The following is a 22,320-nucleotide window of genomic DNA, read 5'->3' as shown; positions in this document are numbered from 1 at the left end:
CAATAAATTGTAAAGAAATATATCGTGGTGCTCAAAAATTCATCTTTAAACGACTCAATTGATAGCCTTGCCCTACTTTTTGTAAGATAAAATAACGGTCAAACTCAGTTTCTGGCATTTTTTCAACGGTCACTTGCGCTATTAATTCAGCTAATTTTGCTGTGGTATTACTGTGACCCACGACAACAACGACGCCACTTTGTGCGAGCACTGTTTGTTTCAACTTGGCTAAATCACCTGGTTCATAAGTTTCAATGGGCATGGCAAAATACTCAGCCAAAGGCGTTGCAGTCTCGATAGTGCGATTATAGTCAGTACTAAAGATTGCATTTGGCCGGACTTTACTAAGCAAGCTCACTAACTGCTGCGCCCGTTGCTTACCAGCATCAGAAAGGTGGGGATCTTTCCCAGTTAGCTTTTCACTATGACGAAATAAAAAAACAGTGTCTGGTGCCGCGCTCAAATTAACAGCAAATAGCAATATTAAACTCGCTAAAACATATTTCATTTGTTTTCCTCGCTATGCGCTGCGACTTGCTGTGTACGTTTATACGCCAATGCACGGTCAATAAACTCTGTGGTTAATTCATTGATAAGACCCGTTTCGGCATTAAGGATCAGGCTAAAACCAATATTTAAATGCGGTATTACCACAAGATCGCTACGGTAACCCTGCACCCAACCGCTGTGATAATAGAGCGTTTCATTGTCATAATCATAGACCCGCCAACCTAAACCATAATAGGCTTCTGTTAGGTGTTTTTTCCATACTCTACGACGTAGCTCTTTTTTAGTATCTGTATAAGGCCTGGTTTGGCTGGCTAACTGATCGCTTGATAAGACGGTTGGGTAATAACCTAACTGTGCTTTTAACCAAATAGCCATATCACTGGCACTGGCATTAACGCCAGCGGCAGGCAGGACCTTATAATAATTTTTTTTCAATCTTGCCGTATGCCAACGTTTTCGTCCTCGTACATGGGGATAGGCATAATTATCATCAATTACCATGGCTGCATAGCCAAGACTGGCATCATTCATACCCAGAGGTGAGAATATAAATTCATTAAGCCACCGCGCGTAATCCATTTGTGTACTGGCTTTTATCACTTCATCAATCAAGCTAAACATCACATTTTGATAACCATAACATTGCCCAGGTTGACAGATAGGCTTAACACTGAGCAACTTTTCGACTATATCTGGGTAACTCATTCTTGATTCAACCAAGTTGTCATACGCATTAGGGACTAAACCACTGGAATGACTTAGTAAGTGGAAAACTTTTAAATGATTTTTATATCCAGTCTGTGCAAAAGCAGGTATAAATTTACTTACAGGGTCATCTAAAGAAAACTTACCTTCAACAGCTAATTTTGCACTAAGAGAACCTGCAAACGTTTTTGATACTGATGCTAAGCGAAATCGAGTATGGGCATTGACTGGTAACCCTTTATGCATTTTTGTGACCCCAAAGCCTTGTACATAGCTATCATCTGGGCCATTCACTATCGACAATGCAGCCCCTGGAATACCTTTGCTTTTTAATTTATGTTCAAGGTGTTGGTTATAATCACTGATAAGTTCTTGCCATTGCTGGTCACGAGCATAAACGTGCGTTTGAAATAACACTAAAGAGGTGAGTAAAAAAAAAGCATATATAAACGGTACTAGGGTCTTCATTATTTTATTATTTTAATCTAAATTAAGACGTTTGTGGCTTCATAATACCATGAAGTTTTACTAAGACTAACGTACAATATCGTGATTATTGAGTTTTTAAAGGATTTTACAGTGTTTATTCGTTATTTATCAGTTGTGCTTTTCAGTTTTATTACAACAGCCTGTGTCACTGCACCGCCACCTGCTGCACCTTTAGAAATGCCACTTAAGCCACAATTAAGAAGTCAAAGCTATCAAGTTTCCTATGAAACTGAGCACGCCTCGCCTAAAGTAAAATCAGTGCAGTTACCAGCGCATAAAATTACTCGAAACCAAACGGTGCAAGTTGTTGCAGACAAAGCAAGTGTCACTGACACCTTGTTTAAACAAATTACCGATGCATTAACAACCATGAATTTACGTGTAATTGAGCAAGGCGACAGTGATTACACACTTGCTATTCATCAACTAGAACTTAACTTTATTGAAGATACTAAATATCAAATTCAGCCGCCGGTTAAACCGTATGCCTTATTTGATGATATTGCCCAGCTATATCCAATTCAACAGTGCGCGACAATTAATGCCCAAGTGAGCATGCGGCTGATCCATCGTGCATCAGGTGATGTGGTATGGTTTGGTAAATCATCAATTGATAGCGCAAGTTTCCATCGTGAGCCACTTACCTATAGCTTTAGTGAAGAACAAGTTATTAGTAATGAGTTAGAGGTAGCTACCTTTATCCATCAACAAAATACCGACCAAGCACGTCTTGCTAGGGCGACTCAAGAGGTCAGCATTCCTAGCTATAAAACCATTTCAAAAATGACCAGCTTAACAAAACTGCAAGGTCCCTGTAATCGTACTGAAGTAAGCGCCCTAACGCCGATGATGCACTATTATTTAAGCAGTATTTTGATCGATAAAATTAAAGTACATTGAGCCAATGTTCAGATAATGAAGACTGGCTACAATTTTTTACAGTTCAAGGGCACTCTTTGACAATATAATACATTTAATAACGGCTTAATTTATTTGGATCATGGATGCAACGTAACCAACACACCCTACAGAAACTACTGTTATTATTGATCTGTGTCGGTTTATGGAGCAACCCTAGCAATGCCAGTAATCGCTATTATGCCGATAATACCTTAGAGCCGACCGCTGGCTTTGCATGGGATTGGAGTGCTGGTGCGGGTTATTATATAGAAGATTCTTATTTAGTTGGCATGGACTCTTACAGTGACGGTCTAGAGCTTGATATTAACCTTGCTGTTTCGTACCAACGTTTTTATTTAGATATTGACCACAGCCAGCTTAGTGGTGGGGTTATTATCGGTTATAGCATCATCAATAAGTATGATTGGGATCTGGATATTCTTGGTACTAATATCCAAGCTGGATTTGATGAAACCGGACTCGACTTTTATAACAGTGGTACTGTTGCTGAACTCGAAGGAATACGTAGTCGCAAGTATGACTTTGATACCGGGCTGCGACTTACCCGCCGTTTTGAAAACTCACAAATTTCTTTCGAATATTTACATGATATTTCCAGTGCCCACAACGGTTGGGTCATCAATAGCTTTTTTAGTCATATCTTACCTTGGCAAAACTGGGAGTTTCGTACCGGTGTTGGCATAAGTGCGTACTCTGCTGACTTTACCAACTATTATTTTGGCATTAGCGCAGATGAAGCAACCGCAACTCGGCCAGTTTACCAAGCAGATAGCGCAGTCAGTGTTATTTTTGAATTCCATGCCGAGTACCCATTAAATCAACATTGGGTCTTTCTTGGTGGCTTGCTATCAACTTGGTTTTCAGATGAAATCACTAACAGCCCTATCGTATCACAAGGCTATCAGCACAAAGCCATGATAGGCGTGCGCTATGTATTTTAAAGCTTCAGCCATCGTCTGTTTGCTATTAAGCGCTAAGCCCTTATTAGCCAGTGACGAACGATCCCAAGATTCTGCTTTAATTGCTTTGCCCGACACCTGTGTGGCACTGCGTGAAGGGCGTAACTGCTATGCTGATATAGAACTAAACTGGCAACAAAACAGCATAGGGAATTACTGCCTACGCGACGCCACCTCTAAACATATAATGCAATGTTGGCTCAGACAAAAAAGTGGCCAGCTCAATTATGCTTTCGATTCTGTTGAAAGTATTTCATTTGAATTGATTAACAGCGACACCGGTAAAACCATTGCTGCAACACAAGTACAGTTGCAATGGGTTTATCAAAATCGCCAAAAGAAACGCCGCTGGCGCCTTTTTTAAAACGAGAATAGTATGAATAATTACGGCACAATATTACTTGTTGAAGATGACGGCTCATTAGCCCAATGGGTGGCAGAGTATTTGACCGATCAAGGCTACACTACGCATATTTGTGAACGTGGTGATCAGGTCGTAAGTCATGTTAAAGAGCTTAAGCCGGATTTAATTTTACTCGATATTATGTTACCCGGCCAAGACGGTATTAGTGTTTGCCGTGAACTGCGCCAGTTTTACCAAAACCCTATTATTATGCTGACCGCCAGAGACGAAGAAATGGATGAAGTCATAGGCCTTGAGGTCGGTGCCAGTGACTACATCATGAAACCCGTACGACCGCGTGCCTTGCTAGCTCGCATAAAAGCAGCGCTGCGCGCAACAAGCGACAACGCTGAGCCAAAAGCGGATGAGACGATTGTGCAAGTTGGCTGTTTAAAAATCGACACCCAATCTCGCAATGTCTTTATTAATGACATTGAGCAAGGTGTTTCTAGCGCCGAATATTTATTACTGCATTACTTGGCCTGTAATGCAGGTCAAGTGGTCTCCCGTGATGCCGTATTTAAAGCCACCAAAGGCCGAGAATACGATGGACTTGATCGTAGTGTTGATGTGCTTATTTCTGCACTGCGCAAAAAATTTAATGATGATCCGCAACACCCTGAAAAAATTAAAACAATTTGGGGACGAGGCTACTTACTGGTCGCAAGCGCATGGTAACAACCATTAACAAAGCTTGGTTCATCATGCTATGAAAAAGTTTTATTTATCTTTATTAACCAGCGCCCTACTGTCGATCGTGGTTTTAGGCTGGTTAATTGATGCATTCAGCCAACAAACCCATACCAGCCAAGATGAATTTGCATTGCAAAGCAAGTTGTTAATGGGCTTTAGTCAACAAATTGCTGCGCAAGCCGTACAACAAAGAGCAGACTACACGGCCTTGCTGGCAGAGCAATTTTCATTAGGACTTAGTTATCGCGCCACACAGTCGTTAGCACTACCGCCTTCGTTGCTGGAGCAGATCAACGCCAAAGGCGGGTTGATTTTAGAAGATCAACAAGGGTTTTATCTCCTATACAGTAATGATGCACTCGCCCCTTTTCATCTGAAACTGCGCTTAGAGAAACCCCATGAGCAAGACCAACAAAATGATATGCTGCTTACCTTATTATTTTATGCAGGCTTATGTGTGTTTATGGGGTTTATTATCGCGCCATTAGCGAAACGATTAGGTGTAGTCAACGAAGCCGCTAAAAAGTTTGCCAACGGCGATCTGCACGCCCGCATTCGGGTATCACATTTCACCTATATAAAAGATGTTGAGCTGACGTTTAACCGCATGGCGAGTCAGATTGAAAAATTACTCGATGAAAATAAGCTCATGGCGACAAGTTTATCCCATGATATACGCACGCCTATTGCCTGCTTGCGGTTTGGCCTTGATGCTGCGCTGGACAGTGCAAACGAAGAAAAGCTAAAACATTACCTTAATCGTATGGAAGCTGACTTAGACCAAATGGAATCAATGCTGAAAAGCTATTTAGCATTCGCCACTTTAGAACAAAAAGCCAACCAGCTGACCTATTCACATACCGAGTCCAATAGTTACTTAAGCACCATAGTACAGCAGCTTGAACCCAAACTGCTGCAGCAACAACTTGATTTGCAGGTTATCTGCGATAACAGCCGGATCCATGCAGATTTACATTGGCTCGCCCGCGCAATTACAAATTTATTGTCCAATGCCTGTGACTTCGCAAAACAAAAAATCATCTTAACTGCATACAGTACCGAGCAAACGCTCATTATAACCGTTGAAGATGATGGCCCTGGTATTGCAGAAAAAAATTGGCACAAGGTGTTTAGCCCGTTCTTTCAAGAGCAAACCCATCGTAATCGGGCTGGTAAAAGTTATGGTTTGGGGCTGGCTATTGTTGCTAAGGTGGTAGATTGGCATCATGGCGAAGTAACGGTGGATCGCAGTAAAAAACTCGCAGGAGCCTGTTTTACGCTGAAAATACATAACGCACAGCAATTGTAACTTTAATGTTACAGTTTACAGTGGCTAATTTTGAATATATAGCTATAAAACAAATGGATAGCATATTTTTATGAATACCACTGAATAGCTACCACTGTTTACATATCGTAATTGCTTGCTTTACCCTGAAAATCTACTCAATAAGAGCTTTTTATTTTTTAACAATTACAGTAGATTGTCAGCGCCGTCACAAAATAGAGAAGAATTAATAATTATGAGCGCAGTCAGAGGGGAGTTTAGCTCCCGTTTTGGATTCATTATGGCCGCAGCAGGTTCTGCTGTAGGACTTGGTAATATTTGGGGCTTCCCAACACAAACCGCTAGTAATGGGGGCGCCGCTTTTTTAATTGCGTACCTTGTTTTAGCATTTTGTTTAGCGTATCCGGCATTGATGGCAGAACTTACAATTGGTCGCCACGGTCAAGCGAATGCGGTTAGTTCATTACGCAAAATTTCGAATACTCCACTTCAAAAGCGCTTTGCATTTGTGGTCGGTTTTGGCGGCATTATTTGTGCGGGTCTTATTCTCAGTTTTTATGCCATAGTGGCCGGTTGGATGATCAGTGCTACCGTTGAGCCTATCGCCACTTTAGCTGGCAGCGATACGGCCTCAACATGGTTAAGTGAACAGTCACTATCAAGAAATATGATATTTACAGCGGGCTTCATTATTCTTACTGTAGCAATTATTAGTCGCGGCGTTGAACACGGCATCGAAAAATGGTCGAAACGTTTAATGCCGGCACTGCTGTCTATTTTATTTGCACTGATTGTCTATGTAATGATGCAAGAAGGTGCGATGACCGGCCTAAAAGCTTACCTAGTACCTGATTTCAAATCGATTTTAGATCCTGAATTACTGGTCAGTGCCCTTGGCCAAGCCTTTTTCTCATTATCGCTAGGCACCAGTGTAATGATTATCTACGGCTCCTATATTAGTAAAAAAGAAAACCTAGTGTCCCTTGGTGCCTATGTCACCCTTATTGATGTGTTTATCGCCTTTGTTGCAGGGTTACTTATTATCCCTGCAATGTATGTTGCGCAGGCGCAAGGGGTGGAAATATTCTCCGCCACGGGAGAATTACTTTCTGAAGACACCTTAGTGTTTCAAGTATTACCGGCGCTTTTTGATGGTATGGGCACCATAGGTTTATTTGTTGGCTTTGCCTTTTTTGCATTGATGAGTATCGCCGCATTGACATCGTCTATTTCAATGCTGGAAGCGCCAGTATCTTATGCGGTAGAGCGTTTTACTATGAGTCGTGTTGCAGCGACTTGGTTGATTGGTGTGGTCATTGCGTTAGTCAGCTTTACTATACTATTGAATTTTGGGAGCTTGTTTGGTTTGGTTATTGCGCTAACCACTAAATTTGGTCAGCCAATTCTGGGCTTAATGTGCTGCTTATTTGTTGGCTGGATCTGGTATCGCAATTCGCTACTTAACGAAATTAAGCAAGGCTGCCCAGAGGTTGCCACCAGCCTATTTTGGAAAATATGGCCATGGTACATTAAGTTTATTTGCCCAATAGCCATTGGTTTAGTGTTTGTAAGCTCGATAGTAGGCTAAGTTAGCTCACCCAATAAAAAACCGCTCTTTATACTGAGCGGTTTTTTAAAATCATATCTTGGTGTGCAATGCCATCCTCTAAATATGGCTCGCCGGTACATTGAAAGCCCAGTGACTGATAAAAGCCGAGTAAATAAGTTTGTGCCCCGATATATATATCCTTGTTCGGCCAGTGCGTAAAGCAACACTGGATCGCCTCTTTCACTAACTGCGCAGCTAACCCCTTACCTCTTTGTGATTGTTCAACCAGCACGCGGCCAATCGCACTGTACTGCTCATTTTTCTCATAACAACGTGCGTATGCAGCTAATTGTTCAGCCTCGAGCCAATAGAGATGCTGAGTTGTTGCACTGCAATCGATATCGTCTAATTCAGGGTATGGGCATTGCTGCTCAACCACAAACACATCTACCCGAGTGCGCATAATAGCAAACAGCTCACGTGTACTAAGCTCTGAAAATACCTTACTTACTAATTGCATAAAGACTCCTAACATAAAAAAGCCCAGTCGATGCTGGGCTATTTCTCACGCTTCGCTAACGAACCTTATTAATCGCTAGGCAAATAAACGTTCTAACTGATCACATAAATGCGATAAGTTTACGTGATCATGTTCAATGGTTAAATCGACATAACCATCGCCACGCAAACCACGGTCAAGCTCAATTAAAACATGGGTTTTATGAGCTTCTGGCACAAATGACAGTTCAATTTCTTGGATGCCAAATAAGCTACGACTAGTTGGCTTATATTCAAGCTCTTGATAACAACCAGAGAGCGAATTAAATGTACTGGCGCGTAAAAAGCCTTTTTCAACATCCGCTTTCACTAAACTAAAACCGAGTCTATCCATTGCTTGCATAAAGGTAGTTACGGCATCATTTGGATAAATATGTAGTTGGTCTTTATCTTTAGGGTCGAGCGCCAAATCGATATCAAGCCCAGTTTCAAGCCAGACATGTGACTGGTTATAACCGGCATTGATTTCGGTGATCGGGGTTTCAGAATGTAAGCGTGCTTCAAATGGAATGTGCTTTTGCTGACCCGGCTCAATAGTGCCTATATCAGTTATGCGCCACTTATCGATAATATGATTAGTAAAATAAGCGCCGTTTTCACCTTCAACTTTCACTCGCGTCATTAATGCTAAATCAAGGCCTACAATTTCTTGGCTTACATCGCCTGCGGTGATCACAATTTGGGCATTAAATAGTTGCCCTGGTTGCAAGTGCTCAGTTTCAAGCACGGTATCCACTGTTGCTGCACCAATACCGACTGATGCAAGTATTTTTTTAAACATCTATTTCTCCTTAAGCCTAACTCACTTAAATCTGAATCACGCTTAAATTCCTTTGTTACTGCATCTTAACCATATTTAAAAGCTGCTGTCAGTGAAAAAATAGCTATTTATTGACTTTTTACAGTAATAACCCGTTAAACGGACGTTTTTCATACATACGCTTCTCTAGATGCACAATTTATAGCTACAATATGTACGAATGATTTTCAAAAATGCTGATATTTCGCTACACTGACTACCCAAATGAAGTGATATTAAGAATTATGGAACTATTATATTTTGCTGTCGCATTTGTGTGTGGCTTTGCCGTTTATCAACTTAAGCTTCCCCCACTTATCGGTTTTTTGATCGCAGGCTTTGTGCTCAATTTAGCTGGCTTTAAAACCACCGAATTACTTAATACGATAGCTAATTTAGGGATCACATTACTGCTCTTTAGTATTGGTTTAAAGCTAAAAGTAAGCCACCTAATTAAGCCACAGGTCTGGGCTCCAGCCTCTTTACATATTATTATCAGTAGCGCTATTTTTTGCAGTTTAATGCTGTTACTCGGTGCACTTGCGTTACCGCTATTTGCTGATCTTAGTTGGCAAAGTGCATTACTTGTTGGTTTTGCTTTTAGCTTTTCCAGTACTGTTTTTGCCGTTAAAGTACTTGAAGAGCGCGGAGAAATGGCCAGCCTTCACGGTAAAATTGCCATTGGTATTTTGGTTATGCAAGATATCTTCGCGGTCATTTTTCTCGCTATCAGCACAGGTAAAGCTCCCAATGGTTGGGCTTTTGCACTCCTCGTTGCCTTACCTTTATTACGACCTTTGATGTTTTGGGTGTTGAACCGCTCTAAACACGGTGAGTTACTGCCGCTGTTTGGCTTTTTCTTTGCGTTGGTAGTTGGTTACCACGCGTTTGAATTTGCAGGCTTAAAAGGCGATTTAGGCGCATTGATCATAGGGATGATTTTTGCACCTCACAAAAAAGCCAGTGAACTTGCCAAATCACTACTAAACCTAAAGGAGATCCTCTTAGTCGGATTTTTCTTAACAATTGGTTTAGGCGCTGAGCTTACTGTTAATTCACTGATGATCGCGACCATTATTGTGTTGGTACTGCCAGTTAAAGTAGCCTTATATTATGTATTAACGAATGCCTTTAAATTACGCGCGCGTACATCTTTATTAGCTTCGTTTACCCTTGCTAATTACAGTGAGTTTGGTCTGATCGTATGTATGGTAGCAGCCAGCAGCGGATTAATTACTGCTGAGTGGCTTGCAGTAATGGCGATTGCGGTTTCTATTACCTTTATTGTCGCTTCCCCACTGAATAAACGTTCAAACGAAATTTATGTAAAGATCGAAGCTTGGTTGCTACGCTTTGAAAGCCCAACCCGTTTAGCAGAAGAACTGCCCGTGAATTTAAATGATACCAAAATAGTTATTTTTGGTATGGGCCGCATTGGCACAGGTGCGTACGAAACAATCAATATTACTCACCCAGGCGTTGTTGCAGGTGTAGACATCAAACCCGAAGTCGTCGAAAAGCATGTTACTCGAGGCCGCAAGGCACTCTTAGCCGATGCTACCGATCCAGACTTTTGGCAACGGGTAAACCATTCTCATGTAGAAATGATCATGCTGGCAATGCCAAAACATATGCAAAACATTTTTGCTTTAGAGCAATTAAGAGCATCGGGTTATCAGGGTCAAGTAACAGCGATTGCGAACTACCCGGATCAGCAAAAAGAATTAGAAGATATGGGCGTAGATTCTACCTATAACTTCTATTTAGAGGCCGGTAGTGGCTTTGCTGAACATGTAAAACAAAAATTATTTCCTTAATATAAATATCGTTCTCAGTACTGTGTAAGGTACTGAGAACTATTTTCATTTAATTTTCATAACCTTACATCTAGACGTCTAAAACACCCCTACAACAGTCCCGAAATAAGAGTCAAGCGCATTTACAAAGCTTTACATCCGAATTGGCATTTAGCCATGAAAAAAGAGTACACTGCGTTTGTTGGTTAATCCGTAAGTATCTCTTTTTAGCACAGAAATAGTTTTTCCTGCTTTTACATACGTATTCATCAGCATTTTACACTTTGCTATTAAATAAGGTTTTTAGATGAAAAATAAGTTTGCTACACAGTTCCAAGCCGTGGCGGATGATTTAACCAACTCAAAACTGGTTGAACTGCAAAATCGCCTTGATGAAATACAAAGAAGTGGAATGACAGCGTTAACAATGCGCGCTGTATTATTTCAAAAAATGCTTGATGTATACCAAGTGCCAGAAGATCATTTTTTGCGTGATAGCGAGATCCCACAGCGTATTGATGATCCGTCAATTATAAACAGACTCGAACAACTCGGGTTTTCTAAAAAACAACAGTATCAGATCCACTAGTAAATAATGAGGGCCTACTCCCTCATTAAATAGGCTGTTTCATGCCCGTCACAGCCTATTTTCTTCCGCTCTTTTGTAATACACTGCTCACCTAATTCAGCGACTAAAGTCCTCTCATGGATCCAGAACTATTAAAAATAGCAATCAATACTAAAATGCCATTCGGGAAATATGCAGGCCGCCCTTTATTGTTACTCCCTGAGCCTTATTTAGTCTGGTTTAAGCAACAAGGCTTTCCACAAGGCAGATTAGGTGCTCAATTAGCGATGATGTATGAAGTAAAACTCAATGGCTTAGAAGAAATGCTGATGCCGTTGTTACAAAAAAATAAAAGAAATTAAAAATTATGGAACTTAGTCACGTTTAGTCGGTCTATTAATTTGCTACTTGTTGATTTTGGTTTTAACCGTGAAAAAGCGCCTATATGGCGCTTTTTTTTTGTAACTTATCGCAGTACAAGCAGAAGTAAAACTCTTTACTTCGGTAAGCTAATCGTAAATTTAGCACCGCCTAGTTGCGAATGCGATAACTCACAACGGCCTTGATGCCAAGACACTATTTTTGCCACAATGGCTAACCCGAGTCCAAACCCGCCGGTTTTTTTATCGCGGCTTTTATCAAGCCGTGCAAAGGGTTTAAATACCGTGTCCCACTGGGCTTGGTCAATGCCTGGTCCATCATCTTCTACACTTATAATCACTTGCTGCGCATTTTCGCTGAGGCTAATCCTTACTTCATGACGGGCATGCTTGAGTGCATTGCCCACTAAGTTTTGCACACTACGGGCAATAAAATGACTATCACAAATGTAAGTGCATTTTAGCGGTAATTGCGTATTCAGCTGGATCTGCGTTGCAAAATCAAGCTTAGTAATAACACTTTCTAACAATTGCACTAAATTACATGTTTGCACTGTAAGATTCGGCTGTTGACTATCAAGGCGTGCGTAATCGAGCATTTCTTTTACCAAAGATTCCAGCTCAACAATATCCAATTGCATATTATCAATGTAATCAAAAGCTTTCTCATCTGTCACTTTATCTTCTAACATGGCTAACGCAAATTTTAGGCGTGCCAATGGGGTTCTAAACTCATGAGAGACCGATGAAGTAAGCTCTTGTTGCGCGGTTAGTAAGTGCTGTATACGTTGCTGCATCGCGCTTAAAGTATCTGTGATTGGTAAGAAAAACGATTTAGAGGTCGCACTCAATTCAAAATCTTGTGAGCCATCGACGGCTTCACACGCCAAGCGTAATTTGGCAAAGTCACGCCATAGTAAAAAGCTCCATAAACCGACCGGAACTCCCACCACACATAACAGTAACAGATAGGGCCAAACCGATGGAAATACTGGTGATAACACAGTAATTGGACCCACTTGCAATAGTTTTTCAGCATCGAGTGAAATATACCAAATAGCACGTTGTTGCTGATCAAAGACATAAATATAGTGATGCTGGGTAAGCTCTTCACGTTGCTCTTTTGGCAGCATCAGATCTTGCTTTTGGATAACCTTACTTTGAAATCGCAAGGCAATATTGGCGATACCTTCTGGGCTTTGCGTTAATAACCAAAGAGATTGGCCAAATTCGTCATCGAGGGAAAGTTGTTGCTGGGTATCTTCGTAAGGCCAAAGTTGTTCAATCACGCCACTGACTAAAAACAGAGAAACTATCATATACAAATATAAACTTGCGAATAGTTTCCCCATTAACAGTTACATACCCCATGCGTCGGAGACAAATAGGTAACCTTGTCCCCAAACAGTTTTAATCCGGTAGGGTTTATCGCTGTTATCACCTAGCTTTTTACGAATGCGTGATACACGCACGTCAACCGTACGGTCTAAGCCATCATACTGGCGACCTATCATGTGTTGGTGTACATGTTCGCGGCTCAGTACTTCTCCAGCGTTTGAAGCTAATAGCCAAAGTAATTCAAATTCATGCGAAGTCAGGGTAATTTCGTTATTTCTTAATCGCACAATACGGCTGGTTTTATCAATCGCTAAATCACCAAATTGTAATTCTTCTGGTACTTTTACTGATGCTTGCCCACGACGTAATAGCGCACTAATACGGGCAAGTAATACTCTTGGCTCTGCAGGTTTTATAACATAATCATCGGCGCCTAACTCTAAACCTATTACTTGGTCAAAGTCTTCACCTTTAGCTGTCAACATTAAAATAGGTAAGCTGAATTTATCGCGCACTTGTCGACAAACGCTAAAGCCATCTTTCCCCGGCAGCATGACGTCAAGGATCATTAAATCAACGGGATTGTTTTCAAGGTAAGTAAATACTTCATCGCCACGGTCTAATACCGCCACTTCAAGGCCATTATTTTCAAGATAGTCACGAGTTAATTGCTGTAACCCTAAATCATCTTCTACAAGTAAGATCTTTGCCATTTGCAGCTCCAAGATTAAAAAAAGCTCCACGGTGAACGTAATCGGCGCCGAGTGGTTTTAGCGCGAGTACTCTGTACTTCAATACGTGTTGTCGCCAGCAGTTCATCCGTGTGCGGATTGACTAAGGAGTATATGGTTTCAACCTGAACACGCGCTTTATGATTGAATCGCTCTGTGGTAACTTGTTGCCAACACTGCAGTTGTTGCTCCTCATGATACAAACATACATCCATTTTATAGGGCATATTTAAAGCAAATTCCAAATCAAGATCACAAAATTCTTGTTGTTCGGAAACCACACAGACTTTTGGGGATACTGTTAATATATCTTTTTTTGCAACTGCCAACTTTGGCCATACCAACAAAAAAACGACGCATACACCAAGTTGTAAATACTTCATATTAAAAAATATGATCGAATCCTATAAAGGCAGTCATTGAATACGTTTGCTCAAACAGCGGACTGTCATCTAAGGCCGAATAATCATAATAAGCCAAATGAAAACGCAAAGAATTGGCGTCATTTAAGGGCCAACGGGCATCTATTTTAGCATAAGGCTGCCAGCTACTACCAACCTCAATTGCACCATTTCGGGACTCTTTTGCCGATACGCCATAAAAATATGTATTCAGCGCTGCCGATTTGTACCAGATGCCTATCGTTGGTTTGATCTGTAACTCACCAATGTTATTGTGCATTTGCCACTGCAATGCACTTCGCCACCCTTTATACACGCCGGATACATCAGCTAATGCCTGCACAGAAAATACATGCTGCTGGTAGCTATAATGGTAACTTAAGCCGGCATCAAGTGCCCATTTACGTTTATCAAGCTCTGTGATATCCAGACTAGGTTGTTGGATTTGTAATTCATTTTCACTGCTCGTAAATGAACTCTCTGATCTTAATGCAAAAATGTTACTAGGATGCCAATCAACAAAAAAACGTGTTTCCGAATTAAACTCAGTGACTAGATTAAAGGTATGTGGGGAGTCTTGTATCAAGCTATAGCCTAACCGACCATTGTCAAAAAAGAACTGTTCACCGTAATAAGCTATATCTGGGATCAACACTAATGGTAAATCACCTCCACCAGCTAATGGATTGGTTATGACCCCTAACCCCGTGTTAAGGCTCAAGTGCCACTGCCCTATTGTTATATCCTGCACAGGCTCAACTTCTGATGGCTGTGCAAAACAAGGTACTGTAAGCCATACAGAGATGCAAAGCGCAGTAAGAATATTAACTATCGACTTCATTGTTGTTATTTATGCCAAAAGAGACAATCCAATATCGTCATCATAGCAAGGTATTAATAACTAATCCCTAGCTGATTACAATCATTCACACTTTTGATACATGTGGAACGATTCAAGGTAAATAAACTTTACATCTACGTATTTAAGCTCGGCTAAGGAGCTAAACTATTAACGTTTTTGAGTGATTGCGCAATTTCCCACAACGCTTTTAGTGCCGCATCAGGCAATGCTTTATGTAACACAACCAAGCCAATTTCAAAGCCTGGCGGTGCTTCTTTTTGATCACTTAACACCTGAACACGATCTTTTAACGGGCTATTGTCTAATACAATCTTTGGCACCATAGCAATGCCAAGCCCTAAGCTAACCATAGAAACCATGGCTTCATGCCCTGCCACTTGCGCGTATATTTTGGCATTAATACCATGCTTTCGCCACCACTGCTCTAACCTCTGGCGGGTAAAACCTTGCTCCGGAACTATAAACTCAAGCTCAGACCAATCAATCTTATCACCATACGTGGCAAGCTTTTGTGTGAGCAATGACGCATTACGTGGCGCAATAAACACCAATGACGAATAGCCAATACTGGCAAATGCAATTTGCGCGGGTAACTTATCGGGTTTTGCTGCAATTGCCATCGCTTCATGGCCATCCAGTACACGGTTAATGGCGACAGCTGGATCGCCCGTATTAAGCTTTATTTCTATATGCTGATGTTGCAGTCGCAGTTGCTCTAACATTTGATGTAAAAAACTATAGGACGCCGTAACCGAGCAATAAATACTGACCTTGCCATAAATCGTCTGCTCAGGATCTTGTACATTTGCCCGAAAACGCTGCCAGTTGGTAAGCGTTGCATTAGCATAATCAATAAAGGATTCCCCTTCGCGGGTTAGTTTTACGCTGCGATTATCACGACTAAATAGTGTTACCCCCACTTCATCTTCTAGCTGTTTGATATTACGACTTAAGGTTGGCGCACTGATGTGGCAAAGCTCACTTGCGCGGGCAAAGTGTAAGGTTTTAGCTAATGCTAAAAAATAATGTAAGCGCTTATGATCCATGCCACCCTCTAGATTATGATTTTAAAATCGCCACATTTCATTTTATGAAATACTTTAATGCAAATATATCATTTTACGCAAGGTTAAATTTTCCTTATGGTAGTTTTAAGCAAGGCAAAATGCTTTGCATCTAACAAACTATGAAATAGATAGGATACTAACAATGGCGAATTATTTTAATACTCTTCCTTTGCGTGAACAGCTAGCACAATTAGCACAATGTGAATTTATGGATCCGGCTGAATTTGCTGATGGTGTTGATGCACTTAAAGGCAAAAAACTTGTTATTGTTGGGTGTGGTGCACAAGGTTTAAACCAAGGCCTTAACTTACGCGATTCAGGCTTAGATGTGTCTTATACATTACGTGATTCAGCAATCAGTGAACGTCGTCAATCATTTTTAAATGCATCAGAAAATGGCTTTACTGTAGGTACTTATGAAGAATTAATTCCAACAGCTGATGTCGTTTTAAACTTAACACCCGATAAGCAACACACCGCCGTGGTTAACGCAATCATGCCAATGATGAAGCAAGGTTCAACGCTTGCTTACTCACATGGTTTCAACATTGTTGAAGAAGGTATGCAAGTACGTGACGATATTACCGTAATCATGGTGGCACCTAAGTGCCCAGGCTCTGAAGTACGTGAAGAATATAAGCGTGGTTTTGGTGTACCAACGCTAATTGCAGTGCACCCTGAAAACGACCCTCAAGGCCATGGTTTAGCGCAAGCAAAAGCCTATGCAGCAGGCACAGGTGGTCACCGTGCCGGTGTGTTGAAGTCATCGTTTATCGCTGAAGTTAAGTCTGACTTAATGGGTGAACAAACCATCCTTTGCGGTATGTTACAAACGGGTTCAATCTTATGTTTTGATAAGATGATCGAAAAAGGCATAGACGCCGGTTACGCATCAAAGCTAATTCAATACGGTTGGGAAGTTGTTACTGAAGCACTTAAGTACGGCGGTGTGACAAACATGCTTGACCGTTTATCAAACCCTGCAAAAGTAAAAGCGTTTGAATTAAGTGAACAATTAAAAGTGATCATGCGCCCGCTTTACAATAAACACCAAGACGACATCATTGATGGTACTTTCTCTCGGGTAATGATGGAAGATTGGGCCAATGATGATGCAAACCTTTTAAAATGGCGTGCAGAAACCGCAGAAACTAATTTTGAAAAAACCCCTGCAGGTGATGTTGAAATCACCGAACAAGAGTTTTTTGATAACGGTATCTTGATGGTTGCAATGGTTAAAGCCGGTGTTGAACTTGCGTTCGAAACCATGACGGCAGCAGGTATTATTGCTGAGTCAGCATATTATGAGTCGCTGCATGAAACACCATTAATTGCCAACACCATTGCACGTAAAAAATTATTCGAAATGAACCGCACCATTTCTGATACAGCCGAGTATGGTTGTTACTTATACAATCACGCATGTTTGCCACTGTTACAAGACTTTATGCAAAACATCGATACTGATGTTATTGGTAGAGGCTTAGGCGAGCGCTGTAATCATGTTGATAACCAAACACTAATTGCAATCAACAAGTCGTTGCGTGAGCACCCTGTTGAAATCATTGGTACCAAATTGCGTGGCTACATGTCAGCAATGAAGAAAATTGTTTAACCCTGGAAAGTAACAATTTCGCTTGTTAGAAACCAAGCCCACCTGCTCAACGCTGTGGGCTTTTTCATTTTATTTACTGTGTCAAAATACGTCTTAGCGTAAATTACAAACTGAGTACTTACTCTATTAGATAATGAACTACATGAAAAAAACATGCTAAAATACCCTCATAATTTGTAAAGTCAGTACCCACAATGTCGTATAAAAGTCTTAGTATCACCCGTAAGATCACTATTTTAGGGATCGCTATTGCCTTGTCAGTCGCCAGCTTAATTGGCATTACGGCGCTGCTATCCGCCAAAACCATTATCGAACAACGGATGATCCAATCTGAGTTGCCCAGTAAACTACACGCCATTAATAACTATATCAGCTTAGAGATCAATGAATTACTCAGTGCGGCAGAGCAAGTATCAAGTAACCATTTTATCCTCGCGTGGGCAAATAGCCGTGATAACAATGATGAAGTTTTAATAAAAGAATTAAATCGTCTGGTAAAACAATACGGCCTAGCAACCGCATCATGGGCAAACCGTGATACCGCGCAGTACTGGAATCAAGACGGCTTTTTAAGAGTATTAGATCAACAACAAGATGGCTGGTTTTTTGATTTTAAAAATGCCAACCAAGCTTACTCGATTAGCTTATATCAAGAGCCTAATGGCGACACAAAAATGTTTGTTAATCATCAACAGCTCAATGGCATCGGCTTAACTGGGCTGGCAAAAAGTATTGATGATATGCAAGCACTATTGAATAAATTTACTATTGAGCAGACCGGTTTTGTATTTATTACTGATGATCAAGGCGTCATTAAACTCCATCAAGACGTCAACAAAGTAGAGAACACAAACCTGGATAGCTTGTATGGTCATCAAGTAAGTGGTCAATTATTAACAAGCAATGAATTTAACTTGCAAGAAGTCGAACTCAATGGCGACACTTTTTTTCTAGCGGCGAGTCCGATTAAAAACACCCAGCTTTATGTGGTTGCACAGGTACCAAAAGCGGAAGTGTTTGCAGGGATCACTACATTACAGTGGCAAATTTTAAGTTTTGCTCTTGTTATTGCACTGCTTGCGTGTGTTATCAGCTTTTTATTAGCTCGTTCATTGTCATCACCGCTATCAAAAATGGCCGAGTTATTTACTCGCTTAGGCTCAGGGGATGCTAATTTGGCATATCGCCTGCCACACAGTGAGCAGCCTGAACTAGCAGCATTGAGTAATGGATTTAATCAATTCATTGATAAAATTGAAACCGCTATTGCACAAGTCTCCCATGAAAGTTTAGAAATTCGTCAAAGCTCAGATCAGGTATTTGCTCAAGCCAAACGCAACTCACAGGCAATGGACAACCAAAAAGAGCAGACTATATCTGTTGCAGCAGCAATCAACGAAATGGGTGCAACAGTGCAAGAAATTGCCCACAGCGCCGCAACTGCCGCAAAACTTACCGAAGACAGTAAAGCCAATACATTACAAAGCCACCAGCAAGTAGTGCAAAGTCAACAAAGTATTACAGCATTAGCCGGTGATATTGACACAATTGCGGGACAAGTGACTGAGCTTGCCAATAAAACCCAAACAATCGCCAGTATTGTTGACTCTATTCGTGGTATTTCAGAGCAAACCAATTTATTAGCACTAAATGCCGCAATTGAGTCTGCACGTGCTGGTGAGCACGGTCGCGGCTTTGCAGTAGTCGCAGATGAAGTAAGGGCACTGGCCAATCGTACATCGCAATCAACAACTGAAATTCAGGCAATGATTGAAGAACTGGCAAAAACAGCGACCAATGTGGTTGAGCAAATTGCGTTATCAAAAAGCAAAGCTCAGCACAGTGTAGCAACCATGCAAAGTTCTGTGCAGTTACTTGATGCTATTACCAATACCGCTAATGAAATAAATGATATGGCGACCTTGATTGCAACCGCTACTGAAGAGCAAAGTAGCGTGGTTGCTGATGTTGGCCGTAATATTGAACAAATTAGTGAGATCAGTGATATGGCGATGCGAGAGCAAATTGATACGGAGCAAGCAATCAAAGGACTTGCCAGCAGTGCACAAACATTAGCACGTTTAGTGGCCACCTTTGAAAAGCACTGACACAGTTTGTAACAGTTAATATCCACTTTAACTAAAAATAGACTAAACTTAACAAGTCAGTATTTAGTTGGAGTGTGATTATGACAACATTAACGTGGCTTGCTAAATTAGTCGTTATTTTGTCGCTGTGCAGTTTATCGGCTTGCACTAATACACATAAAAAATCGACGCTGATTGCGCCAATTGTTACAAATAACCCATCCTTCAGCGTTTATCCTGTGGAGCATAGTGATGAAATATTCGCCTTAAACGATAACATAACACAACAACTCGATGCCGCCTTCCCAAGCAATAAACGCAATTTAAATAACACCAAAAAATTATTAAACTTTTTATTAGAAAATGGCGATGCATCTTTATCATATCAAGCAGGAGCGACCCTCACTGCTAATCAAGCTTACACCGATTTAAATGCCAATTGTTTATCTTTGTCGATTTTAGCTTATAGCATGGCGGAATATTTAGGCCTGCAGGGGCAGTTTCAAACCGTACATATTCCTGAATATTGGGCGGTAAGTAACGGCTATAGTTTATTAACTGGACATATAAATTTAGTCGTTACACAGCAGCGTGATACCGGTGCCAGTAGCAGTGTGACTTACCTTTATAATACCGAAAACTCACTTGTCATTGATTTTGATCCTAATTCGCGTGGTGAAAAATTTAAAACGACGCCGATCAGCAAACAACGAATTACCGCGATGTTTTATAACAACAAAGGTGCAACAGCGATGCTGAATGGGCAGCACGACTTAGCCTACAGCTACTTTTTAGCTGCCACAAAAGCCGATGAAAATTATTCTGGGGCATGGGGTAACTTGGCGGTATTGCTGCGCCTACATTCACAATACGCAAACGCCGAGCTAGCCTATAACTACGCAATAGCACTAAACCCTGACAATAACACCGCACTGGGCAATTTAGCTCTGCTGTACCAACTCACTGAACGGGCTGAGCTAGCAGATGAAATATTAACTAAACTTGACTTAAAACGGCAAAGTAATCCATATTACCATGTTGCTTTAGGTAACGATGCTTACCTTATCAAAAACTATCAAGACGCTATTAAACACTTTAATAAAGCCAAGCTTATTGATAGACATATTCATGATAGCTACTTTGGCTTGGCTCGTACCTATTATCAATTAGGTGATTTTAAACAAGCATATACACAACTACGTTTTGCTAATAAGTACGCTGATTTTGCTCACGACAAACAACGTTATCAAAATAAATTACAGGCTCTTAGTGCGATGACTGCCAAGGTAGATAGCCATTAAGTTAATTATTCTAATCCTGAGTATCTTATTTTCTGGTACCGCTCATGCGCACAATGCAAACCAGCAACTAATTAGCGATTTAAATTACCTCAGCTCAGCGGCCTTAAATGGCCGTAAAACCAATACGGATGACGCCGTTGCAAGCGCTGAGTTTATTAACCAACGCTTGCAGCAGCTTGGCTATCAAAGTCAATTACAAACGTTTAATTATACGGCTGGTTTTTTTACTGAAATGTCAGGGCAAAATGTAGTGGCGACTTTAATGCCTGCACACCCCGTCAAGGCCCATGTGATACTCACAGCCCATTACGATCATTTAGGTAAGCAAGGCCATAACTTGTATGCTGGTGCCAATGACAATGCCAGTGGCGTCAGTGCACTACTATTTATAGCCGCACAATTTGCCGATACAACACTGCCCTTTCAACTGAGTTTTGTTGCGACCGATGCTGAAGAAAATGGCTTACATGGGGCAAAGTTTTTTGTTAGCCAATTACAGCGTGACGACTCCATAACCGTGCTCAATATTAATTTAGATATGTTAGCCGTTAGTCGCCCAAAAAAAACCTTATATGCATTTACATCGCATGCACAACGACAGGCTTTACAGCATCAACTCGCTGGAATATTCAGCGATACTATAAAAGTTAAAGTAACCAGCTCGTCTCATAGGATGAACCGACTAAGCAGAGGAGGAAAGATAGATTGGCGCCGCGCCAGTGACCATTACGCATTTGCTAAAGCGGGGTTTGCGTATATCTATTTTGGCATGGGGTATGATCCACATCACCACAAAAGTTCCGACCAACTGAGTAATATCGATCAACAGTTATATATTGAAGCCGTCAATTATATTGCCCAATTTATTGATCAGCTGGATATGACAAAACTTTAGGCTGCTGTCCTGTAGCAACAAACACGCGCTTTTGCGCTTTACTTAACTGTTTAATTTTTATTTCAAGTTTTGTTGCCTCACTTCGTGAGCCCACTTCACATTGGTAAATAAGTATTAATGGCCCTTTACCTTTTAAATTTTTAGCGCCTTTGCCCGCTTGATGAGCGGCAAAACGCTTCGCCACATCAGGGCTTATCCCTGTATACCAGTGACCTAAGCGTGTTTGAACAATATAAAGCGACCAAATAGCGGGATTGATTAGTGTGCTATTTTCAGGGTTAGTTAAACTTTTAGCAGACTGCGAGGTCAAAATTACGCTCCAAACATCAATAGTTAAAATTAAGTCACAAACAATTACCTAAAAGGGTTTTACCTTAGGTGACTAATCGGTATCATGCAGTTTAT

23 protein-coding genes are annotated in these 22,320 nt (G+C 41.0%); 13 read left to right on the top strand and 10 right to left on the bottom strand.

Annotated elements, in window-relative coordinates:
• Positions 1–31: 31 nt before the first annotated feature.
• Positions 32–508: a histidine phosphatase family protein gene (locus tag ACMVDV_RS01055; protein ID WP_416156887.1), complete on the bottom strand. Its 477-nt coding sequence runs from the start codon at positions 506–508 to the stop codon at positions 32–34.
• Positions 505–1,683, bottom strand: coding sequence for a serine hydrolase domain-containing protein (locus ACMVDV_RS01050; protein ID WP_416156886.1), 1,179 nt, complete (start codon positions 1,681–1,683; stop codon positions 505–507). Before ACMVDV_RS01050 ends, ACMVDV_RS01055 begins: the two co-directional genes overlap by 4 nt.
• Before the next feature lie 117 nt (positions 1,684–1,800).
• Between ACMVDV_RS01050 and ACMVDV_RS01045 the strand changes: the two genes are divergently transcribed.
• The 6 genes from ACMVDV_RS01045 (at position 1,801) to ACMVDV_RS01020 (ending at position 7,556) form a co-directional block, all read left to right on the top strand.
• Positions 1,801–2,604, top strand: a complete 804-nt coding sequence (locus ACMVDV_RS01045; protein ID WP_414704780.1) for a hypothetical protein — start codon at positions 1,801–1,803, stop codon at positions 2,602–2,604.
• Between the two features lie 104 nt (positions 2,605–2,708).
• On the top strand, positions 2,709–3,566 hold the full coding sequence (locus ACMVDV_RS01040) for a MipA/OmpV family protein (RefSeq protein ID WP_416156885.1): 858 nt from the start codon (positions 2,709–2,711) through the stop codon (positions 3,564–3,566).
• Positions 3,556–3,948: a DUF3019 domain-containing protein gene (locus tag ACMVDV_RS01035; RefSeq protein ID WP_416156884.1), complete on the top strand. Its 393-nt coding sequence runs from the start codon at positions 3,556–3,558 to the stop codon at positions 3,946–3,948. The genes ACMVDV_RS01040 and ACMVDV_RS01035 overlap by 11 nt, the downstream gene beginning before the upstream one ends.
• Before the next feature lie 12 nt (positions 3,949–3,960).
• Positions 3,961–4,665, top strand: a complete 705-nt coding sequence (locus ACMVDV_RS01030; protein ID WP_416156883.1) for a response regulator — start codon at positions 3,961–3,963, stop codon at positions 4,663–4,665.
• 31 nt (positions 4,666–4,696) lie between these two features.
• Positions 4,697–5,989, top strand: coding sequence for a sensor histidine kinase (locus ACMVDV_RS01025; protein ID WP_416156882.1), 1,293 nt, complete (start codon positions 4,697–4,699; stop codon positions 5,987–5,989).
• A 214-nt stretch (positions 5,990–6,203) separates the two neighbouring features.
• The gene (locus tag ACMVDV_RS01020) at positions 6,204–7,556 is read left to right on the top strand and encodes a sodium-dependent transporter (RefSeq protein ID WP_304179250.1); all 1,353 of its coding nucleotides are present in this window, start codon (positions 6,204–6,206) and stop codon (positions 7,554–7,556) included.
• Positions 7,557–7,584: 28 nt separating this feature from the next.
• Here ACMVDV_RS01020 and ACMVDV_RS01015 read toward each other — a convergent pair whose 3' ends face one another.
• Positions 7,585–8,037, bottom strand: coding sequence for a GNAT family N-acetyltransferase (locus tag ACMVDV_RS01015; RefSeq protein WP_304179252.1), 453 nt, complete (start codon positions 8,035–8,037; stop codon positions 7,585–7,587).
• A 75-nt stretch (positions 8,038–8,112) separates the two neighbouring features.
• Entirely contained in the window at positions 8,113–8,856 is a 744-nt protein-coding gene (locus ACMVDV_RS01010; protein ID WP_304179254.1) for a sporulation protein, read from the bottom strand.
• 263 nt (positions 8,857–9,119) lie between these two features.
• On the opposite strand from ACMVDV_RS01010, the gene ACMVDV_RS01005 reads away from it, so the two are divergent.
• From ACMVDV_RS01005 to ACMVDV_RS00995, 3 genes are all read left to right on the top strand, one after another.
• The gene (locus ACMVDV_RS01005) at positions 9,120–10,691 is read left to right on the top strand and encodes a cation:proton antiporter family protein (RefSeq protein WP_304179430.1); all 1,572 of its coding nucleotides are present in this window, start codon (positions 9,120–9,122) and stop codon (positions 10,689–10,691) included.
• Between the two features lie 286 nt (positions 10,692–10,977).
• Positions 10,978–11,259: a hypothetical protein gene (locus ACMVDV_RS01000; RefSeq protein ID WP_304179256.1), complete on the top strand. Its 282-nt coding sequence runs from the start codon at positions 10,978–10,980 to the stop codon at positions 11,257–11,259.
• A 116-nt stretch (positions 11,260–11,375) separates the two neighbouring features.
• Positions 11,376–11,600, top strand: coding sequence for a DUF3820 family protein (locus tag ACMVDV_RS00995; protein WP_416156881.1), 225 nt, complete (start codon positions 11,376–11,378; stop codon positions 11,598–11,600).
• A 134-nt stretch (positions 11,601–11,734) separates the two neighbouring features.
• On the opposite strand, the gene ACMVDV_RS00990 is transcribed toward ACMVDV_RS00995, so the two are convergent.
• From ACMVDV_RS00990 to ilvY, 5 genes are all read right to left on the bottom strand, one after another.
• Positions 11,735–12,970 (bottom strand): ATP-binding protein, encoded by a 1,236-nt coding sequence (locus ACMVDV_RS00990; protein WP_304179259.1) that lies wholly within the window; start codon positions 12,968–12,970, stop codon positions 11,735–11,737.
• Between the two features lie 6 nt (positions 12,971–12,976).
• Positions 12,977–13,669, bottom strand: coding sequence for a response regulator (locus ACMVDV_RS00985; RefSeq protein WP_304179261.1), 693 nt, complete (start codon positions 13,667–13,669; stop codon positions 12,977–12,979).
• Positions 13,670–13,683: 14 nt separating this feature from the next.
• A complete protein-coding gene (locus tag ACMVDV_RS00980) occupies positions 13,684–14,070 on the bottom strand; it encodes a DUF3019 domain-containing protein (protein ID WP_304179263.1) in 387 nt (128 codons plus the stop codon).
• Position 14,071: 1 nt separating this feature from the next.
• Entirely contained in the window at positions 14,072–14,929 is an 858-nt protein-coding gene (locus ACMVDV_RS00975; RefSeq protein ID WP_416156880.1) for a MipA/OmpV family protein, read from the bottom strand.
• Positions 14,930–15,081: 152 nt separating this feature from the next.
• Complete coding sequence (gene ilvY / locus ACMVDV_RS00970) at positions 15,082–15,996, bottom strand: HTH-type transcriptional activator IlvY (protein ID WP_416156879.1); 915 nt, start codon at positions 15,994–15,996, stop codon at positions 15,082–15,084.
• Positions 15,997–16,159: 163 nt separating this feature from the next.
• Here ilvY and ilvC point away from each other — a divergent pair, with 163 nt between their 5' ends.
• The 4 genes from ilvC (at position 16,160) to ACMVDV_RS00950 (ending at position 21,915) form a co-directional block, all read left to right on the top strand.
• Positions 16,160–17,632 carry a ketol-acid reductoisomerase gene (gene ilvC, locus ACMVDV_RS00965; RefSeq protein WP_304179268.1) on the top strand — a complete coding sequence of 491 codons (1,473 nt, stop codon included), beginning with the start codon at positions 16,160–16,162 and terminating at the stop codon, positions 17,630–17,632.
• Between the two features lie 194 nt (positions 17,633–17,826).
• Positions 17,827–19,740 carry a methyl-accepting chemotaxis protein gene (locus tag ACMVDV_RS00960; protein ID WP_416156878.1) on the top strand — a complete coding sequence of 638 codons (1,914 nt, stop codon included), beginning with the start codon at positions 17,827–17,829 and terminating at the stop codon, positions 19,738–19,740.
• Positions 19,741–19,820: 80 nt separating this feature from the next.
• Complete coding sequence (locus ACMVDV_RS00955) at positions 19,821–21,020, top strand: tetratricopeptide repeat protein (RefSeq protein WP_416156877.1); 1,200 nt, start codon at positions 19,821–19,823, stop codon at positions 21,018–21,020.
• Between the two features lie 166 nt (positions 21,021–21,186).
• Complete coding sequence (locus ACMVDV_RS00950) at positions 21,187–21,915, top strand: M28 family peptidase (protein WP_416156876.1); 729 nt, start codon at positions 21,187–21,189, stop codon at positions 21,913–21,915.
• Here the strand turns inward: ACMVDV_RS00950 and ACMVDV_RS00945 are convergent.
• Positions 21,884–22,225 (bottom strand): GIY-YIG nuclease family protein, encoded by a 342-nt coding sequence (locus ACMVDV_RS00945; RefSeq protein ID WP_304179279.1) that lies wholly within the window; start codon positions 22,223–22,225, stop codon positions 21,884–21,886. The two genes, ACMVDV_RS00950 and ACMVDV_RS00945, sit on opposite strands and share 32 nt — an antisense overlap.
• Between the last annotated feature and the right edge of the window lie 95 nt (positions 22,226–22,320).

Source organism: Pseudoalteromonas sp. ASV78 (assembly GCF_047806705.1).
GTDB lineage: Bacteria > Pseudomonadota > Gammaproteobacteria > Enterobacterales > Alteromonadaceae > Pseudoalteromonas > Pseudoalteromonas prydzensis_A.
Note: the sequence above shows the minus strand (reverse complement) of the source record. Positions and strands in the feature narration are given on the sequence as shown.

Bases quoted from the DNA above. Each gene is read 5' to 3' on its own strand.
- ACMVDV_RS01055 (WP_416156887.1), bottom strand. From the start codon at position 508: ATGAAATATGTTTTAGCGAGTTTAATATTGCTATTTGCTGTTAATTTG.
- ACMVDV_RS01050 (WP_416156886.1), bottom strand. From the start codon at position 1,683: ATGAAGACCCTAGTACCGTTTATATATGCTTTTTTTTTACTCACCTCT.
- ACMVDV_RS01040 (WP_416156885.1), top strand. From the start codon at position 2,709: ATGCAACGTAACCAACACACCCTACAGAAACTACTGTTATTATTGATC.
- ACMVDV_RS01035 (WP_416156884.1), top strand. From the start codon at position 3,556: ATGTATTTTAAAGCTTCAGCCATCGTCTGTTTGCTATTAAGCGCTAAG.
- ACMVDV_RS01030 (WP_416156883.1), top strand. From the start codon at position 3,961: ATGAATAATTACGGCACAATATTACTTGTTGAAGATGACGGCTCATTA.
- ACMVDV_RS01025 (WP_416156882.1), top strand. From the start codon at position 4,697: ATGAAAAAGTTTTATTTATCTTTATTAACCAGCGCCCTACTGTCGATC.
- ACMVDV_RS01020 (WP_304179250.1), top strand. From the start codon at position 6,204: ATGAGCGCAGTCAGAGGGGAGTTTAGCTCCCGTTTTGGATTCATTATG.
- ACMVDV_RS01015 (WP_304179252.1), bottom strand. From the start codon at position 8,037: ATGCAATTAGTAAGTAAGGTATTTTCAGAGCTTAGTACACGTGAGCTG.
- ACMVDV_RS01010 (WP_304179254.1), bottom strand. From the start codon at position 8,856: ATGTTTAAAAAAATACTTGCATCAGTCGGTATTGGTGCAGCAACAGTG.
- ACMVDV_RS01005 (WP_304179430.1), top strand. From the start codon at position 9,120: ATGGAACTATTATATTTTGCTGTCGCATTTGTGTGTGGCTTTGCCGTT.
- ACMVDV_RS01000 (WP_304179256.1), top strand. From the start codon at position 10,978: ATGAAAAATAAGTTTGCTACACAGTTCCAAGCCGTGGCGGATGATTTA.
- ACMVDV_RS00995 (WP_416156881.1), top strand. From the start codon at position 11,376: ATGGATCCAGAACTATTAAAAATAGCAATCAATACTAAAATGCCATTC.
- ACMVDV_RS00990 (WP_304179259.1), bottom strand. From the start codon at position 12,970: ATGGGGAAACTATTCGCAAGTTTATATTTGTATATGATAGTTTCTCTG.
- ACMVDV_RS00985 (WP_304179261.1), bottom strand. From the start codon at position 13,669: ATGGCAAAGATCTTACTTGTAGAAGATGATTTAGGGTTACAGCAATTA.
- ACMVDV_RS00980 (WP_304179263.1), bottom strand. From the start codon at position 14,070: ATGAAGTATTTACAACTTGGTGTATGCGTCGTTTTTTTGTTGGTATGG.
- ACMVDV_RS00975 (WP_416156880.1), bottom strand. From the start codon at position 14,929: ATGAAGTCGATAGTTAATATTCTTACTGCGCTTTGCATCTCTGTATGG.
- ilvY (WP_416156879.1), bottom strand. From the start codon at position 15,996: ATGGATCATAAGCGCTTACATTATTTTTTAGCATTAGCTAAAACCTTA.
- ilvC (WP_304179268.1), top strand. From the start codon at position 16,160: ATGGCGAATTATTTTAATACTCTTCCTTTGCGTGAACAGCTAGCACAA.
- ACMVDV_RS00960 (WP_416156878.1), top strand. From the start codon at position 17,827: ATGTCGTATAAAAGTCTTAGTATCACCCGTAAGATCACTATTTTAGGG.
- ACMVDV_RS00955 (WP_416156877.1), top strand. From the start codon at position 19,821: ATGACAACATTAACGTGGCTTGCTAAATTAGTCGTTATTTTGTCGCTG.